General features: G+C 39.7%; 20 protein-coding genes. 13 read left to right on the top strand and 7 right to left on the bottom strand.

Annotated features, from left to right (window positions below; all coding sequences use genetic code 11):
- Window positions 1–52 precede the first annotated feature (52 nt).
- Window positions 53–982, top strand: coding sequence for an LCP family protein (locus tag A361_RS18600; protein ID WP_254786579.1), 930 nt, complete (start codon window positions 53–55; stop codon window positions 980–982).
- A gap of 61 nt (window positions 983–1,043) precedes the next feature.
- Here A361_RS18600 and A361_RS18595 read toward each other — a convergent pair whose 3' ends face one another.
- Window positions 1,044–1,658 (bottom strand): class I SAM-dependent methyltransferase, encoded by a 615-nt coding sequence (locus A361_RS18595; protein ID WP_019379687.1) that lies wholly within the window; start codon window positions 1,656–1,658, stop codon window positions 1,044–1,046.
- Window positions 1,659–1,773: 115 nt separating this feature from the next.
- Between A361_RS18595 and A361_RS18590 the strand changes: the two genes are divergently transcribed.
- The 3 genes from A361_RS18590 to A361_RS18580 all read left to right on the top strand — a co-directional run bounded on the left by A361_RS18590 (window position 1,774) and on the right by A361_RS18580 (window position 4,048).
- Window positions 1,774–2,175, top strand: a complete 402-nt coding sequence (locus A361_RS18590; protein ID WP_019379686.1) for a hypothetical protein — start codon at window positions 1,774–1,776, stop codon at window positions 2,173–2,175.
- Window positions 2,168–3,088, top strand: coding sequence for a CobW family GTP-binding protein (locus A361_RS18585; protein WP_009332567.1), 921 nt, complete (start codon window positions 2,168–2,170; stop codon window positions 3,086–3,088). The genes A361_RS18590 and A361_RS18585 overlap by 8 nt, the downstream gene beginning before the upstream one ends.
- 126 nt (window positions 3,089–3,214) lie before the next feature.
- Entirely contained in the window at window positions 3,215–4,048 is an 834-nt protein-coding gene (locus A361_RS18580; RefSeq protein ID WP_019379685.1) for a hypothetical protein, read from the top strand.
- Window positions 4,049–4,093: 45 nt separating this feature from the next.
- Here the strand turns inward: A361_RS18580 and A361_RS18575 are convergent, their stop codons facing one another.
- Window positions 4,094–4,336, bottom strand: a complete 243-nt coding sequence (locus tag A361_RS18575) for a hypothetical protein (RefSeq protein WP_009332565.1) — start codon at window positions 4,334–4,336, stop codon at window positions 4,094–4,096.
- 115 nt (window positions 4,337–4,451) lie between these two features.
- On the opposite strand from A361_RS18575, the gene A361_RS18570 reads away from it, so the two are divergent.
- The 7 genes from A361_RS18570 to A361_RS18540 all read left to right on the top strand — a co-directional run bounded on the left by A361_RS18570 (window position 4,452) and on the right by A361_RS18540 (window position 10,279).
- Window positions 4,452–4,718 carry a hypothetical protein gene (locus tag A361_RS18570; protein ID WP_009332564.1) on the top strand — a complete coding sequence of 89 codons (267 nt, stop codon included), beginning with the start codon at window positions 4,452–4,454 and terminating at the stop codon, window positions 4,716–4,718.
- Window positions 4,719–4,841: 123 nt separating this feature from the next.
- Complete coding sequence (locus A361_RS18565) at window positions 4,842–5,822, top strand: hypothetical protein (RefSeq protein WP_019379684.1); 981 nt, start codon at window positions 4,842–4,844, stop codon at window positions 5,820–5,822.
- A gap of 1 nt (window position 5,823) precedes the next feature.
- The gene (locus tag A361_RS18560) at window positions 5,824–6,498 is read left to right on the top strand and encodes a response regulator transcription factor (protein ID WP_019379683.1); all 675 of its coding nucleotides are present in this window, start codon (window positions 5,824–5,826) and stop codon (window positions 6,496–6,498) included.
- On the top strand, window positions 6,495–7,898 hold the full coding sequence (locus A361_RS18555; RefSeq protein WP_019379682.1) for a sensor histidine kinase: 1,404 nt from the start codon (window positions 6,495–6,497) through the stop codon (window positions 7,896–7,898). Before A361_RS18560 ends, A361_RS18555 begins: the two co-directional genes overlap by 4 nt.
- A 17-nt stretch (window positions 7,899–7,915) precedes the next feature.
- Window positions 7,916–8,377, top strand: a complete 462-nt coding sequence (locus A361_RS18550; RefSeq protein ID WP_019379681.1) for a FixH family protein — start codon at window positions 7,916–7,918, stop codon at window positions 8,375–8,377.
- A gap of 449 nt (window positions 8,378–8,826) precedes the next feature.
- Window positions 8,827–9,609: a CAP domain-containing protein gene (locus A361_RS18545; protein ID WP_019379680.1), complete on the top strand. Its 783-nt coding sequence runs from the start codon at window positions 8,827–8,829 to the stop codon at window positions 9,607–9,609.
- A 172-nt stretch (window positions 9,610–9,781) separates the two neighbouring features.
- The gene (locus A361_RS18540; RefSeq protein ID WP_019379679.1) at window positions 9,782–10,279 is read left to right on the top strand and encodes a GNAT family N-acetyltransferase; all 498 of its coding nucleotides are present in this window, start codon (window positions 9,782–9,784) and stop codon (window positions 10,277–10,279) included.
- On the opposite strand, the gene A361_RS18535 is transcribed toward A361_RS18540, so the two are convergent.
- A complete protein-coding gene (locus A361_RS18535; RefSeq protein ID WP_019379678.1) occupies window positions 10,276–10,770 on the bottom strand; it encodes an Hsp20/alpha crystallin family protein in 495 nt (164 codons plus the stop codon). The two genes, A361_RS18540 and A361_RS18535, sit on opposite strands and share 4 nt — an antisense overlap.
- A gap of 13 nt (window positions 10,771–10,783) precedes the next feature.
- Entirely contained in the window at window positions 10,784–11,266 is a 483-nt protein-coding gene (locus tag A361_RS18530) for a hypothetical protein (protein ID WP_009332554.1), read from the bottom strand.
- A gap of 228 nt (window positions 11,267–11,494) precedes the next feature.
- Between A361_RS18530 and A361_RS18525 the strand changes: the two genes are divergently transcribed.
- Complete coding sequence (locus A361_RS18525) at window positions 11,495–12,268, top strand: SDR family oxidoreductase (protein WP_019379677.1); 774 nt, start codon at window positions 11,495–11,497, stop codon at window positions 12,266–12,268.
- A gap of 42 nt (window positions 12,269–12,310) precedes the next feature.
- On the opposite strand, the gene A361_RS18520 is transcribed toward A361_RS18525, so the two are convergent.
- The gene (locus A361_RS18520) at window positions 12,311–13,675 is read right to left on the bottom strand and encodes an MATE family efflux transporter (RefSeq protein ID WP_019379676.1); all 1,365 of its coding nucleotides are present in this window, start codon (window positions 13,673–13,675) and stop codon (window positions 12,311–12,313) included.
- A gap of 230 nt (window positions 13,676–13,905) precedes the next feature.
- Here A361_RS18520 and A361_RS30560 point away from each other — a divergent pair, with 230 nt between their 5' ends.
- Entirely contained in the window at window positions 13,906–14,067 is a 162-nt protein-coding gene (locus A361_RS30560; RefSeq protein WP_167543168.1) for a hypothetical protein, read from the top strand.
- A gap of 53 nt (window positions 14,068–14,120) precedes the next feature.
- Here A361_RS30560 and A361_RS18515 read toward each other — a convergent pair whose 3' ends face one another.
- Together A361_RS18515 and A361_RS18510 are read right to left on the bottom strand one after the other, a co-directional pair.
- Window positions 14,121–14,681, bottom strand: a complete 561-nt coding sequence (locus tag A361_RS18515; protein WP_019379674.1) for a GNAT family N-acetyltransferase — start codon at window positions 14,679–14,681, stop codon at window positions 14,121–14,123.
- A 313-nt stretch (window positions 14,682–14,994) separates the two neighbouring features.
- The gene (locus A361_RS18510) at window positions 14,995–16,119 is read right to left on the bottom strand and encodes an amidohydrolase (protein ID WP_026041550.1); all 1,125 of its coding nucleotides are present in this window, start codon (window positions 16,117–16,119) and stop codon (window positions 14,995–14,997) included.
- Window positions 16,120–16,221 lie beyond the last annotated feature (102 nt).

Below are 16,221 nucleotides of genomic sequence, written 5' to 3'. Positions count from 1 at the left end.
AGCATTCATCTTTCCCACAATGATAGTAAACTTTACTATAAGCAGTGCAGGGGTGATTCGCTTGAAGAATATAATAATTGTCTTTTTATTGGCTGCAGCCATCCTGTCCGGCTGTACTTCCTATCAGCAAAAAGAAGATCCAAATGAGGTAAGGCAGGATTCTGGAGCTGATGGGGTTGAAAAGGAAGGTAAAAAGCCATCCGCTATTGGAAATGAAACGAAAAACTTTTTGCTCATTGGTGTTGACAGCAGGGGAGAAGAGGATTCACGTTCAGATGCTATTCTTCTGGCCAGTTATATACCTTCTGGAGAATCGATTAAATTGGTCTCTTTAATGAGGGACAGCTATGTAAAAATTCCTGATTATGAATATATGTACAGCAAACTGAATCATGCTTATTATATAGGCGGCAAGGATTTATTAAAGGATACAATAGAGCAAAACTTCGGAGTCCAAATCGATCATACAGCAATTATCGACTTTAAGGGATTTACAAAAATGCTTGATGCCATTGCTCCGGATGGAATTGAAGTGGAAGTCAGTTCTGCAATGATTGACGATATGGGATTGGAATTGGATCCTGGCAAGCAAAAACTTAAGGGGAGCGACCTATTATCGTATGTCAGATTTCGCCATGATGGACAAAGTGATTTTGGGAGAGTGGACAGGCAGCAGGAGATTTTGATAGAGCTTAAAGATGAAGTGATGAATCAATTCTCTTCACCTGCTGGTTTGGCAAGATTTCCGGAAGTGATCAGCCAGGCATTGAAATACGTTGAAACTGACTTAAAGATTGAGGAAGCAATAGCCTTAGGTGTTTCATTTTTAATGGATCCTGTTACTGATATTGAAACACTGAGGGTGCCGATTACAGACAGTTTTGAAAATAAAACCTATGAGCATGCCGGATCGGTTCTCCAGCTGGATTTTGAAGAAAACTCAGAAGCACTGAAGCAGTTTCTGAAGGCTGAAAAAGAATAGTTCCGAAAAAAGAGCCGAAGAGCTCTAAAAAAGTAAATGAGGAGCCAGTGGGGCTCCTCATTTACTTTTTTCTGCAGACCGCAATCCCAAAAGGGTAGTGTTTGCCTTCTCTTTTCGGTTCAATAAGAACACTTCTCTGATAATAAAATTCCGTCTCTCCGTATGCCTTAAACAGATCAGTGAATTCATTTTCAGTCAGCTGATGATAATGGAATGGCTCTCTTGTTGGTTTTCCCCTTCCAGCGCCGAATGGAGTGGATAAAATGAGAGTCCCTCCAGGCTTTAGCATTTTATAAAGGCTGTTAAGAAATATTTCTTCTGATTCCAGGTGTTCAAGCGTTTCAAAGCTCGTTATCACATCAAAGAATCCTAATTGATCTGGGAGGATTTCATCTTCTGCATTGGCCTGTACATATTGCACAAGAGGATGATAATGGTGCTGCCTGGCATATTTCAGTGTATCTCCATCAACGTCTACTGCGATTATTTCATTGATTTCTTTTTTCTTGGCTTTTGCCATGATTTTTGAGCCGTACCCCGTTCCGCAGGCAATATCGAGGACTCTTCCTCTGGCATAATAAAGGGCAAAATAGTAACGCGCCAAATGTTCCAGAAGCATTCCGTTTGTAATCGGCATTTCCTCCGGTATGATTCTTTCCCCGGTATTTTCGAGCATATTAACTCCACCATCCTTATTAGAGATTATAGCAAATATGACTTAAGGTTTGTATGGACTGAGAAAATCATATACAATGTGTCATTAGACAGGATAGCTATAAAGAGGTGATCCTTTGAAGCAGATAGTGGAACTTAATGAGCAGACCCGTAATCAAATATCAGATATAGAACAAAAATGCGAAAAGCTTGCAGAAAAACTTCTTAATAACTATAAAACAGACTTTCAAACCGGCGGGGAAAATCTGGTAGTAGACCTGATCAGAACCATTAAAGGCCGCAGTGCTTCAGAAAATGATGTATTTAAAGTTGACTATGAGTCCATTTTGGAATTGGGAATTGAAACGGAAGATGATTTTTATCCAAATGCATATATTCCCATCTGGAAATGCAAACAGGAAATGTTTCATTCCGTTGGTTACTTAACAAATCTGGATATTGATTCAATAGAGAAGAAAATGATGATTATGATTGAAGAAATGCTTGCAGACCGTGAAGAAGGGGAAAAATATGAATAAAACAGAAATATATATATTATCAGGCTTTCTTGGGAGCGGGAAGACTACACTTCTTAAGCAGCTGCTCCAGGAGGAAAAAAAGCAAGGCAGGAAAGTGGCAGTCATGATGAACGAGCTTGGAAAAGTATCAATTGACTCGGACGTGGTCGATGAGGATGTACCATTAAAGGAGCTGCTTGATGGATGCATATGCTGTACAATCTCAGATAAGCTGGAAGCTCAGCTTCAAGAATTATTGATGGTTGATAAGCCGGAAGCGATCTATATTGAAACAACAGGCGCAGCTCATCCCATTGAAGTTCTGGATAGTATCCTTTCCCCCCTCTTTGCAGATCGAATGCTGGTAAAAGGGATTCTTTCAGTTGTTGATGGTCCAAGATGGCTTAGTCGAAAGCTGTTAAGCCCTCAGATTCAGCAGCTATTAATTGAGCAGGTGAGGCATGCGGATTTAATTATTTTAAATAAAGCAGATGACCTTACTGAAGCGGAACAGGCCAGGCTTACAATGGAGGTACAGGGTCTAAACAGCCAGGCTTTCAGCATCTTAACATCGTACTCAAAGATTGCTGTGAAGCAGGTAAGAGGTATGACTTCCGGGAAAAAGAGCCCGGCTTCCAGTTCACATGTTTTTTCTGATCTAAGCTTGAGCACTTTTGTTTATCAGTTTCAAAAACCTGTTAACCAGACTGAATTTGAGGAGTTTCTAAGAGGCCTCCCTGATACTGTTTACAGAATAAAAGGATATTTGAAACTGCATTCATCACAGTATCCGTTGCTGTTTCAGTATTCTTATGGAATGCCGTTGTATATGCAGGAAAACATGAATTTGCCCTTGAATATGGTTTTTATAGGAGAAAATCTTGACTGGGGAGAAATGGAGAAAAGATTAAAAACCTTAGAAGGTATTCATTAAAGAAAAGAAAAATCGCACTCAACTTGTGCGATTTTTTTATTCCTTCATATGAATGAAAAAAACCTGTTTTTGGGAAACTCAATATATAATGCTGAACCGAAAAAACATAAAAAATGAGTGGAACTTATGAAAACAATACACGCAATCGTTATCTTCATTGTTCTTTTTGCTGCAGGAGCCACACACACTACTGCAGCGGAAGAGGGGATAAGCTGCAAGATTGAGATGATCCCTTGGGAAAAAGTGAATGGGATCTTGCCTAAATACAGTAAATTTACTGTTCTGGATGTTGAAACAGGCAAGAAGTTTAAAGTTCAAAGACGAGCCGGCAGCCATCATGCAGATGTACAGCCATTAGACGCAGAAGAAACAAAAATAATGAAAAGCATTTATGGAGGAAAATGGAGCTGGAAGAGGCGAGCAATCATTATTATTAATGGAAATCAGTGGATTGCCGCTTCCATGCATGGAATGCCCCATGGAGGCGGTGCACTGAAAAACAACTTTCCCGGCCACTTCTGTATTCATTTTTATGGCAGTACCACCCACCGTACCAATTACATGGATTTATCGCACAAGCTGATGATATTAAAAGCAGCAGGAAAACTTGATGGATATCTCTATAAAGCAAATCCATATGAAGTAATCAGTGCATTCATGGCTGGATTAAAACAGCAGGATTCCAAGATCGTACAGCCCATTTCCCTGCAGCCTTTGCCATGGAATAAAATCCTGCCCATTATAGAAAATGTAAGGCTGAGTGCGATGCCTGTGCTTCCTGCTGAGGATTTGACAGGCGAGCTGAGCCTGGAAGTGCCGGTGGAAGTTGACTGGTTTATAAAGAACCGCGGCAGAATGCATTTTAGAGGCAGCATCTATCTTGTGCGCTATTCACAAGCCGACGCATGGAAAGTGGACAATAAAAGATTCTTTAAGGAAAATAAGTTAGTGAACGAATAAAAGCTTGAGAATAAAATCTCAAGCTTTTATTCGTTTTCAGCAATACTACTGTTTTTCGCCAAATTTGATGAATGTGCGTTCGTCTTCCACTAGTCCGCAAGCAGCACACTGCACTCTCTTATCAGGGCCTTTATAAGGCATATGGAAAGGGGACAGCTGTTCACTGCTGTACTCTTCCAATACATTCCCTGTCTGTGGATCCATTTTAATGGATTGAGGCACCTGCTGAATAATATTGAATCGGCTTCTGTTGGTTTTACAGTTTGGGCACCGATAAGGTGAATTCATTAATCATTCTCCTTTCTGGCATATTAGCTATATTTTTTGCATTTATAAAATTATTTATGTAAAAATACATTTAGGGATACATAATGGTTCCTGTTTTGGAAGGGATGTGGCAGTAATGAGTCCAGACTATGAAAAGCTTCTGAATGAATACCGGAAGCTTTGGAATAACCGGAAACTCGAAGAGGATCATAATGCTGAAATGATATTGAAGGAAGCAATCTCCAGGGAGCTAAAGGATGAAAATTCCCATCCTAGAGTCCGTAAGACTATCTATGAAAAATTCTACCTTGCGGTTAAGAGAATTACACAGTCAGACTTGGATGAAACATCAAAAAACGCACTTATCCAAATGCATATCAATGAATGTGAATGTTTGAAATAGGAAGGGTTAAGCTTCCTATTTTTTTTGAATTCAGCAGGTTTTCTTTAGGTTTCAAGATCCTTTCACATTTATCTCACAATATTAAGGTAAGATGAAGGTAAGATAGTCATAAGGAGAAATGGTATGTCAAAAAATAAATATTGGTTTTTCTTATTATTGATAATAGCAGCCTTTCTTACTTCCTGCTCAGAAAAGAGACAGCCTGCAATTCCAGAAGATATAACTTTTGCTGCTACAGTAAATATCAAGGATATGACCATATCTTATGTAGACTTGGCTAAGAAGGAGATGGCGGCAGAGTGGATTATGGAGAAACCTTATACAGGGGCTTTGATTCTCCCGGACAATGACTCCATACTTCTTTATGGAAAACAGCTGGAGACGGCTGATCAATATTCCTTAAAGGAAGGAAAACTGATTGATAGCTGGGAGACAGGAGAAGGAATTGTCAACGGCATCCTGCTTGATACTAATGAAATAGCTTTTGCAGATCAAAACTTGAACAAAATAAGGTTCTTTAATTTAAATGGAGAGGAGGAAAAACAGGTCGAGACAGAAAGAGATCCGCTTACCCTCCTTGAATCCTCTGCAGAGAAAAAGCTATTTGTCCTAAGCTTCAACCATGAGAAATTGGGAATTATCGATCTTGAGTCAAAAGCAAAAAGCGGGGAATTTACAATTCATCCTTCAGCAGCCGGTGCCTGGCTTAATGAGAAAAGCGGTGAAATCTGGATTGGCGGACATGGAGAAGGTGTTGAGATTGAACAGAATATCCATGTATATAATACCGAAACAGGGGAGTTAAAAAAGAGGATTAAGGCTGCTTCGATGCCGATTAATTTTCTTGGACAAGAAAATCATGTATATGTCTTAAGCCATGGATCAAATATGTTATATAAAATTAATGAATCAGGGGAAGAAACTGCCTCTGTATCGGTTGCAGCAAATCCCTTTGAAATGGCTTTTGCAAAAGATATACTTTTGGTCGCCGGTTATGACAGCAATGATTTACATATACTAGAGCCAAAAAATTTAAAAACGATTAAAAATATTAAGGTTGGAGAGGGCCCTTTTAAAATAGTCATTAGGGAGAGTGTGAAATGACATGCTGAATATCCTGATTATAGATGATGAAGCAGATATGAGGCATTTGATTGAAATGTACCTGGGGAATTCAGGATTTACATGCTTTTCAGCAGAAAGCGGCTTTGAAGCATATGGCATACTTGAAAATAATGTGATGGACTTAGTTATTCTAGATATTATGATGCCGGGTGAAGATGGATTTGAAGTATGTTCTCGAATCAGGGGAAAATCAAATGTACCAATTATATTTCTCTCTGCCAAGGGAGAGGAATGGGATAAAGTGAAAGCCCTGCAGTTAGGAGGGGATGACTATATTGTCAAACCCTTTAGTCCTGGAGAACTTATTGCCAGAATGAATGCAGTTCTCCGAAGAACGGGCGGATTAAAAAGTGACATGGATTCTATTCAAATTGGAAAAATCACAATTGACAAAAAAGCAAGGAAGGTCACGGTTGCGGGGATGCAGGTCACGCTTACTCTTAAAGAATATGAATTGCTTCTATTTTTTATCGAACATAAAAACCAGGCATTAAGCAGGGAACAGCTGCTTGAATATATATGGGGCATTGATTATACAGGAAGTTTAAGAACCGTGGATACTCATATAAAAACGCTGAGAATGAAGCTGGGGGTTGGTGACTATATCCAAACAGTCTGGGGAGTAGGCTATAAATTCGAGGTGCCAAGTGAATGAAATTCCTGACCAATAGCCTGGCGAAAAAAATGTGGCTGACCGTGACTGCGGCGATTATCATTACGATCTTATATTCCTACTTTCTATCTTATTTATTTTATGAAAAAATTTATGTGGAAAATGTAAGGGAATCTCTGCTTACTGAAGGGAGGAGCCTTTCTTCAGAATACATGGGGGGGCCTTTGACAGAGGATCTCACGGAAAAAATCGATTGGTATAATTCAAAATCAGAAACAGAGGTTTTTATTGTCAGTAATCCTAGAGAGCTTAGTGCCTGTCTGCCTTTTGAAATTGACTATCAGACACTAATTGGTGAAGAAGAACGTGAAGAGCTGCTAAAAGGCAGCGCAGTTGAAAAAATGGGATATGAAAAAAGGTTTGACAGAAAGATTATGGGTGTCATTATTCCGCTTCTCGATGATAATCGGCTGCAGGGCATAATATATTTATATGTTCCCCTGGCAAAAATTTCAGAGATTACCCAGGATTTTGCGTATCTTTGGTTTGCTGCCGCGATGATTTTTACAGTTATCAGCATCATTTTAGGTACCATGCTGGTTAAAAAACTGACAAAGCCCCTATTGGATATGAAGGATGCAGCTGACCATGTTTCAAAGGGGTACTATGAGATTCATTTAAACATTGATTCGAAGGACGAAATTGGCCAGCTGGCAAATGCATTTAATCATATGTCCTCATCTATACAGAAAGAAGACGAAAAGAAAAAGGATTTTCTGGCAAACGTATCGCATGAATTAAGAACTCCCATCAGCTATGTAAAAGGCTACAGTGAAGCACTCATTTCCGAGATGGCAGAATCTGAGGAGGACAGGCAAAAATATTTGCAGCTGATACTTAGAGAGTCAAAAAGGATGGAACGTTTGGTGGGAGACCTGCTTGATTTATCTAAACTTGAATCAGATGAATACAAACTCGAAAAAATGCCGCTGCCTCTGGGACAGCTTATAGAGGATGCTATTGAAAAATACAAGCCTATCCTCCGTGAAAAAAATTTGGATCTACAATACCGCCTGGATCCTGAAGTAATCATCAACGGGGATGAAGGCAGGATTGAGCAGATCATCCAAAATATTATGGATAATTCAATTCGGTATACAGCAGAAGGCAGAATCAGCATCCGTTTATCTCAAGAGAAAGATAAATGCTTGATTGAAATAGAGGATACAGGGATTGGGATTTCTGAAGAACATTTAAGCAAAATTAAACAAAGGTTTTATAGAGTGAATAAAGGCAGAACGAGATCAGATGGCGGTACAGGTCTTGGTCTTGCGATTGCAGAAAAGCTAGTTAAGCTCCATCAAGGTGAGCTGACTGTTTTAAGTGAATTAAATAAAGGTACGAAGGTTAGAATCGTGCTGCCGCTGTTCGAAATAAGGTAAGATTAAGGAGATTTATGATGAAGAAGCTACTAAATATTTGGCTCCCGGTAATGTTCATGGTAAGCCTGACAGCCTGCAGCAATCACAATGCAGCTGAGGAAGAACCGCAATTCCTGGAAGTCGAATTATCGATTAATCCTGAAAAAGCAAAAGCAAATGAGCCGGTAGTTTTTGAAGCAAAAGTTACGTATGGGGAAGAAGAGGTCACGGATGCAGATGAAGTAAAGTTTGAAATCTGGAGAGCAAATGCGGAAGAACACGAAAAAATTCTTGTTGAACATGCTGAAAACGGGATTTATCGCCTCGACAAAACATTCGAAGAAGAAGGAACCTACTATATATATTCACACGTAACGGCACGAAGGATGCATAATATGCCTAAAAAAGAATTTGTGATCGGCCAGCCTAGTGAACCTGAAAAAGAATCAGCCAGCCCGGAAATAGAAAATATGGAAGAGAATGATGATAGCGGCCATTAAAAAGCAGCGATGGCTGCTTTTTGTTTGGGATCCGGGTAATTCTCCAAAAACTTTTCCTTCAGGGGCATAAATACCCAAATTCGGGCACATATACCTATAACATTTGTTACAATGGTGTAATAAAAGTAAAGAATATTGTCAGCCTAAAAACCTGTCAATAGTGATGTTTTAGTATATAAATGGTATTTGTTCAGAGCGGCTTCCACTAAAGAGAAAAAAATCCAATTATTCAATTACCCGATTATGAATAACCCTAAACCTATTAATATAAGGATTTATGAAAAGGTGCAGCCCTGATTTTACTAGTTTAAAAGTCTCTTAGGTGTCCTGAAATCAGGGAGTTGTAAAATCTGTCCAAAAATATTACGAAAAACCCTGTGATATGATGATTGTGCAAGTCACACAGCACCATACAACAAAGAAAACAAACACAGGGAGGATTTAAATACATGAATAAGAAAGTTATTTACTCAGTAGCAGCGGCAGCAGCATTACTAGTATCAGCACCAGGAGCTAACCAAGCGGACGCAGCTTCAAATTGTCCTACTCCTGAACAAGCTAAAAAAATGGTAGTTTCTCAATCTGGTAACCTAAGCCAGGAACAGATCAATAGCATTCTTCAAAAATACCTTAAAAACTACAATATTAATTGGGGAAATGTTCAAGTAAATAAACAGGAAGCTCAAAAGCCGGCAGCTCCAGCAGCGCAGCCTGCAAAAGCACAAGAAACAGCAAAAGCTCCAGCAGCGCAGCCTGCAAAAGCACAGGAAACAGCAAAGGCTCCTGCACAGCAGCCAGCACAGCAGCAAGCACCTGCTGAGCAGACAAAAGAAGCGGCACCTGCAACTTCTGAAGTAAGTGCTTATGAGAAAAAAGTACTTGAATTAACTAACCAGGAACGTGCAAAAGCAGGAGTGCCTGCGCTTAAATTGGATGTAGAATTAAGCAAAGTTGCTCGTGAAAAATCACGTGATATGCAGTCTAAAGGATATTTTGACCATAACAGCCCAACTTACGGTTCACCATTTGATATGATGAAGCAATTCGGCATCTCATACACTACAGCAGGCGAAAACATTGCTATGGGCCAACAGTCTCCTGAAGAAGTTGTACAAGCTTGGATGAATAGTGAAGGCCACCGTAAAAACATCATGAATGCAAACTTCACGCATCTTGGTGTAGGCCATGTTGCTGACGGTAACTACTGGACTCAAATGTTCATTGGCAAATAATATGTGATCGAGTGAAAGGCAGCCTCTTTAGGCTGCCTTTTTTTGTTGCACTGTCACCTGAATACTGTCGTTTACGTTATGAGTAGTATTTACTTGGACTCTATGTATGTATTCAATCCTTCATAGGAACATTAGTAAAAGACACTAAAATCAGAAGCAATAGGTGATTTGAATGGATATTAGAAAAGGAACAAAAGAAGATTTGAAAAAAATTATGGCCATCGTCCAGCAGACTGTTAGCATTATGGAATCCGAGGGAAATGACCAATGGAACCGGACTTATCCCCAGGATCAGGACTTTTTAGCTGATATTGAAGCGGGCAATTTGTACACGGCCATCTTTGATGGAAAAGTTGCAGGTTCCATTACTGTCGATCAAACTCAGGCTGAGGAATATAAAAATGCCTCGTGGAGAAAAGATGAGCCGTGTTTTGTATTTCACCGTCTGGCAGTAGATCCAGAGATCAGAGGTGAGGGAATTGCGAGCAAGTTAATTTTATTTGCTGAAGAACATGCAGTCAGTAAAGGGATACCGTACATGAGAACCGATACATACTCGCTGAATACAAAGGCTCAAAGATTATTTGAAAAAAACGGATATGTCATTGCAGGTACAATCTTCATGGATCGGGTCAACCCTTTTTATTGTTATGATAAACTGCTTGATTAAAGGGTTTCTTCACCCTTTACAAAAATGGGTATTGCTTCTTCCTCTTGGATTAAGATGGGGAGAGAAATGGAAAGTATCCCATGTTCGAATGACGATTCTATTGAATATTTATCAACAGGCATGGGGAGAGTAAGCACTTTTTCAAAGGATCTGCTATGTCTTTCTTTCAGAAAATAGCGCAAGTGCTGATGAAATGAAGAACATTTTCCTTTAATAATTAGTTCATTTCCTACGAGAGATACTTTAATGTCATTTTTGCAAATTCCGGGGAGCTCTGCTTCAATTTTGATATCCCCATTGCACTCATACATGTCACATCGAGGATAAATATTCTGATTAGATAGGAAACGATTGATTTTATCCTCTTCCAGTCCTGAAAAGGAATGTTTTTTATTGTGACTGGAATTCTCAGGCGATAAGGTGTCCCAAAAATCCTGGTTCTGATATTGAGCGGACATTTTTATTAAATCTTTCCATTTTTTCAGTTCCATAAAGATGCCCCCTTTATAATATTTCCGTTACATCAATTTCAGAAAATTGCATATCGACGTTTTTAGGTATTTTTATCTCCATATACCCCTCTTTGCAGCTTGCTGATGATCCTTTTTTTCTGACAATAGCAGGGAGGGTTAGGATATGCTTATCGTCTTTCTCAGGAATATGTTCAATAATCATTTGGTTGGATGTGTGGTAAAGTTTCATTTCTTTTAACCAGTCCTCGTTTTTAATAGGGAATCTCACAAAAACATAATCATGTGTTTCAAAGACGGATGCATTCAGCGGTGCAGAATATGGCTGGTGATTAGTTCCAGGGGCAGCTGTATTAAAACCTTTCATAAAATCTGGTGTTCCGCTCATTTCCTGCATATTTTGAGGAAACATTTGCCCCATGATATTTCGGACATATTTATCAATATCCTCCGGTTTCATTTGATGGGGAGGATTTTTCATATCTTTATTAAATGGAAAAAAGTTCCATGGAAACATCCTTCTCATCCTTTCCATGCTAAACTGCCGGCAAGGCTAATGATTCTTCACTATGTCATATATTCTATGCGGAAAAATGCCTATCCGTTAATAATGGATCAATAAGATTTGCACAGCCCCTGCAGCCAAGGTGAAAAAAATTTCTTATTATTTGCATTAATACACTGTAATTACTAGTATATTGGTATTGATGTATATAAAATTTATTAAATACTGAGGGGTAATTTTGTGAGAAATAAAGCAGCTTTAATAACGGGAGGAGCAACAGGGATCGGGAAAAGAACGGCGTATGTGCTTGCCGCAAAAGGCATCGATCTGGTGATCAATTACCGTAGCAGTCAAAAGGAAGCTGTCTCATTATGCCGGGAACTGACCAAAAAATATGGAACTAAAAATATTGCTTTGCAGGGAGATATTTCAATACCGGCAGAATGTGTAAAGATGTCAGAATCTGCTTTAAATGATTTCCCAGTCATCGATATAGTCATTCATAATGCAGGCCCTTACGTGCATGAAAGAAAAGAGATGATGGAATATACCTTCGAACAATGGAATTATCTGATTAATGGTAATTTAAATGCGGTATTTTATTTATCCAAGCTGTTTATCCCGAAAATGCGTGAAGCTGGATGGGGAAGGATTATTACGATTGGCTTTGATCGTGTAGAGTCAGCTTCCGGCTGGATATACCGTTCCGCTTTTGCTGCTGCGAAAACGGGTGCTGCGTCTTTGACGAAATCCATCGCACTTGAAGAGGCCGGGAATGGAATTACCGCAAATATGGTTTGTCCGGGAGATATCGTCGGTGAATGGAAGGAAAAAAAAATTGAAGAAGCCGCAGAGGTTCAGGAAAATGCCTCACCAGTCGGAAGACCGGGAACAGGTGAGGATATTGCCCGAGTAATTAGCTTTCTGACCGATGAAAAATCCGATTTTATTACAGGCAGCATTATCCCGGTTACAGGGGGCAAAGATGTCCTTGGAAAAGTTTACCAGGAATAAACTTATAAAAAAGGCAGAAGAACGGAATTCTTCTGCCTTTTTTTAAACTTTCATGGATGCTGGGTATTTTTTGTTCTGAAGATAAATCAGCCTGCCTGTTAAAGTAATGGCGCCAGCTGCAAGTCCTGTAATTAAGCCTATCCAATAACCATATGCCCCCCAGTTTGAATGATTGGCTAGATAATAGCCAAAGGGCAGTCCGATAATCCAATAAGAAATAAGTGACATAATAAAGGTGACGTTTACGTCCTTATACCCCCTTAACGCTCCCTGGACAGGTGCCTGAATGGCATCTGAAAGCTGAAAGAACATGGCATAGATTAAAAAATTGGCCGTTAATTTTAATACATAGCTGTCTTTTGTATAAATAGATGCAACTTCTCTTGGAAAAGCCAAAAGGATGGCTGCACAAATTAATGCCATAATTACGGCAATGCCTACCCCGATCCAGCTGTACTCTTTAGCATCCTTAAATCGTGAAGCCCCTGCTTCAAATCCTACCACTATTGTTAATGCCATTGAGATGCTGAGCGGTATCATATAAAGAAGTGATGCAAAATTGAGGGCAATCTGATGAGCGGCGATAACGGCTGTTTCGAATGTGCTCATTAATAAAGTAACTGCTGAGAAAATGCTTGTTTCGAAAAAAATCGATAAGCCAATTGGGATGCCGATCATAAGAATTTCTTTCCATTTGCCGATTGAAACAGCATGCAAATTCCTGAAAACTCCATAATTCGAGAATGGGGAATTTTTATGAATAATAAAAAATGAAATAAGCATGATCAGCCAGTAAGTAATAGAAGAAGCATAACCTGCACCTGCTCCTCCGAGTTCCGGAAATCCCCATTTGCCATATATAAGCATATAGTTAAACACAGCATTGATCGGCAGTGAAAGAAGTGTAATAAACATACTCACCCTAGTCTTGCCAAGAGCGTCAATAAACGACCTTAATACATTGTAGACAAAAAGGGGAATCAATCCTGTGCTTAAGGCTGCAAGGTAGTTGAAAGCTGTGTCATGGACCCTGTTTTCGAGATTCATTCCACTTAAGATTGGATTTAAGGAGAGTGCTCCTCCGGCAAATACAAGGACGGCCATAATGACGGATAGATAAACACCCTGAATGACAGAAAAGGCAACTTCCTCACTCTGTTTCTTTGCTCCCACCAAGTGGGACACGATCGGTGTAACAGCAAGGAGTATGCCGCTTAGACCGGTGAACACTGGAACCCAAAGTGAGGATCCAATCGCTACACCTGCCAGGTCCTGAGAATTATAGCGGCCGGTCATTAAGGTATCAATAAATGTCATGGAGTACATCGCCAGCTGGGTTACTAGTATTGGAACTAAAATCACCAGCAGCTGATGCAGCTTTTGTTTTTTGCTGTATGTCTGATTCATGATTCTTTCCTCTTTCTTTAAAGTGACTAGAGAATTATATCATACTAAACAGAGGACGGTGCAAAGCAGGCCTTTATTCTGGGAAAAACAGCTATCGTAATCTGAACAAATCGATTAAAAGAAGTGTTTCAATTATGTGAACTTTTGAATAACGAGAATAAAAATCCTTCCAACGGCGAGTATAAATATTAAAAGCAGCCATTTCCAAAACTCGACTTGAAGGAGGCAGAATGATGAGCTTCAATATAAATAGGATTAATCCAAATCAGACTCAAGTTTCATTCGTGGACGGGCGTTTTGAGACACTTACAAATGAAGAGCTGGAAGAATTGCTGACCCAGTACGGAATAAGAGAAAAAACAGATGAACCGGTATCCAATATTATCAATTGAAAGAATAATAAAAAGCACTTGCCTGTATGCAAGTGCTTTCTTCCGCTTTTCAATTAAGCCTCCAGTAATTGGGACGATTCTTGGACTGCTGCTCCATGACGCATTACATGAAGAGTATATAGATCTTTTGGGATCTCATATAAATTGTAAATATCTTCATTGGCATTCAGCTGATCATAAACAGACTTTCTCGTTTCATTTGCAAGAATGACATAAGGAAGCTTTTCTGCAGCTTTTTGCGAGCGGATATTTTCCTTGCGGATCCGCATAAAGATTGTTTCAATGCCGGTTTCAAAAAAGAGTTCCTCAAAGAAAGCATCTTTTGCTAATTTGTTATAGCCTTTGCCATGGTAGGGCTTGCCAAGCCATGTGCCTAGGAAGCCGGCATTGTCCTGGATGTCATACAAATTGATTGTCCCAATCGGAGTGCCCCATTCATCAAGAATTGTGCGTGAAATCAATTCACCGCGTTCTTCTGCTTCGATTGTCTGCTTTGTAATAAACATAAACTCATCATAACAATTGGCTTTTTGGCGAACAAAAGGGAAGACATCAGGGTGCGTCATTAAATCGAATAAAGCATGGCACTCGTGAAGATCACGTTTCTTGAGCATAGGATATCCCTCCAATTGAGGGCAGTCCTACTCCATGCCAAATAGAGCCATCGGTCCACCCTCGAAATTTTTTATTATGCTGCTAAAAAATTTCGGGGTGGGAATCGAACCCACTAGAACCAGATAACTGGTGGCGCACCATTTGCCTTCCCTATTACTATCGTTTCCGATATTAGATTGTCTGTCATAAAGAAGCAAAATTTTCACTTCACTTTAGGTATAATACTAAAAAAAAATCAAAAAGGAAATAGGTTTTTTGATTATTTTTTTTGCGATTTTATGTCAAATTACACCAGCGATATTCGACACGTTTTCACGATTCCCTGTACACAAAATTTCCGCCTATCATTGTCCATTTCGGCTTGGAAAGAAAGTGAAATGGGTGATGGTTCCACAAAACTAAATCGGCATCTTTTCCTTCCTCGATGCTCCCTAGCCGGTTATCGATCCTGAGGTTTTTTGCCGGCAGAATGGTGATTCCTTCTAAGGCCTTTTGTTCGGAAAGGCCTTCCCGGACTGCAATAGCTGCACACATATTTAAATACTGTACAGGTGTGTAGGGATGATCTGTAGTGATGGAAACTTCAACACCATGCTCTGTCAGCTGCTGATACGTTTTCCAGGTTTTGTTTTTCAGCTCCACTTTAGACCTTCTTGTTAAAGTGGGCCCGACTGATACCTTTAAATTCAGCCCTTCCAATTCGTCCGCAATTAAATGGCCTTCTGTACAATGTTCGATCCGAAGATCCAGATTGAATTCTTCTGCAAAGCGGATAGCAGAAATAATATCATCTGCCCTATGCGCGTGGATTCTGACGGGAATTTCTCTTTTAAGTGCTTTTACAAGCGGTGCGAACCTTAAAGAGTCAGGGTTATCGCACTGTAAGGCCTCATAAAAGGCTTCCCTCAGCATGCCCATTATCCCCATTCTTGTAATGGAATCCTTGTTCCCATGGCTGTGAATCCGTTTTGGATTCTCTCCAAGGGCAATCTTAAGTCCGGCTGTTTCCTGGATAATCATTTTGCTGATATTTTTTCCTGCAGTCTTAATAACAGAAGTAGTTCCCCCAATTACATTGGCGCTGCCCGGCATGATATGGGCAGTTGTGATGCCATATTTCACAGCATCCGCAAAAGCCGGATCAAGAGGATATACTCCATCCATCGCTCGAATGTGCGGGCTTAGCGGTTCAATTGTTTCGTTGGCATCATTGCCTGCCCATCCCGTGCCTTCATCATACAGGCCCAAATGAGTATGAACATCTATGAAGCCCGGAAGCAAGTGGTGTCTATGGCAGTCAATAATTTTTACATTTGAATCAGACTTTAGGTTCTTGCCTGTCTTTAATATCTTTCCGTTTTCTACTAAGACATCCCCATGAAAAGCAGGGGAAGCAACAGGGTAAATGAATGCGTTTTTTAATAAAATTTTCATCACATGGTCTCGTCCTTTGATCCTGTAGTATTTGCTTTATTTTACAAAAATGAAAAGAAAGGGTGAACATTTTCTGATTGAACAAATAAAAAAGTGTAAAATAAT

Origin of the sequence: Cytobacillus oceanisediminis 2691 (assembly GCF_000294775.2) — a bacterium.
GTDB classification, from domain to species: Bacteria; Bacillota; Bacilli; order Bacillales; family Cytobacillaceae; genus Cytobacillus; species Cytobacillus pseudoceanisediminis.
Note: the sequence above shows the minus strand (reverse complement) of the source record. Positions and strands in the feature narration are given on the sequence as shown.

What these genes read in the sequence shown, in the direction of transcription:
- A361_RS18575 (WP_009332565.1), bottom strand. Translation starts at nt 4,336, where the DNA reads ATGAATTCACCTTATCGGTGCCCAAACTGTAAAACCAACAGAAGCCGA.
- A361_RS18595 (WP_019379687.1), bottom strand. Translation starts at nt 1,658, where the DNA reads ATGCTCGAAAATACCGGGGAAAGAATCATACCGGAGGAAATGCCGATT.
- A361_RS18565 (WP_019379684.1), top strand. Translation starts at nt 4,842, where the DNA reads ATGTCAAAAAATAAATATTGGTTTTTCTTATTATTGATAATAGCAGCC.
- A361_RS18520 (WP_019379676.1), bottom strand. Translation starts at nt 13,675, where the DNA reads ATGAATCAGACATACAGCAAAAAACAAAAGCTGCATCAGCTGCTGGTG.
- A361_RS18550 (WP_019379681.1), top strand. Translation starts at nt 7,916, where the DNA reads ATGAAGAAGCTACTAAATATTTGGCTCCCGGTAATGTTCATGGTAAGC.
- A361_RS18545 (WP_019379680.1), top strand. Translation starts at nt 8,827, where the DNA reads ATGAATAAGAAAGTTATTTACTCAGTAGCAGCGGCAGCAGCATTACTA.
- A361_RS18540 (WP_019379679.1), top strand. Translation starts at nt 9,782, where the DNA reads ATGGATATTAGAAAAGGAACAAAAGAAGATTTGAAAAAAATTATGGCC.
- A361_RS18570 (WP_009332564.1), top strand. Translation starts at nt 4,452, where the DNA reads ATGAGTCCAGACTATGAAAAGCTTCTGAATGAATACCGGAAGCTTTGG.
- A361_RS18585 (WP_009332567.1), top strand. Translation starts at nt 2,168, where the DNA reads ATGAATAAAACAGAAATATATATATTATCAGGCTTTCTTGGGAGCGGG.
- A361_RS18515 (WP_019379674.1), bottom strand. Translation starts at nt 14,681, where the DNA reads ATGCTCAAGAAACGTGATCTTCACGAGTGCCATGCTTTATTCGATTTA.
- A361_RS18560 (WP_019379683.1), top strand. Translation starts at nt 5,824, where the DNA reads ATGCTGAATATCCTGATTATAGATGATGAAGCAGATATGAGGCATTTG.
- A361_RS18535 (WP_019379678.1), bottom strand. Translation starts at nt 10,770, where the DNA reads ATGGAACTGAAAAAATGGAAAGATTTAATAAAAATGTCCGCTCAATAT.
- A361_RS30560 (WP_167543168.1), top strand. Translation starts at nt 13,906, where the DNA reads ATGATGAGCTTCAATATAAATAGGATTAATCCAAATCAGACTCAAGTT.
- A361_RS18555 (WP_019379682.1), top strand. Translation starts at nt 6,495, where the DNA reads ATGAAATTCCTGACCAATAGCCTGGCGAAAAAAATGTGGCTGACCGTG.
- A361_RS18580 (WP_019379685.1), top strand. Translation starts at nt 3,215, where the DNA reads ATGAAAACAATACACGCAATCGTTATCTTCATTGTTCTTTTTGCTGCA.
- A361_RS18530 (WP_009332554.1), bottom strand. Translation starts at nt 11,266, where the DNA reads ATGTTTCCATGGAACTTTTTTCCATTTAATAAAGATATGAAAAATCCT.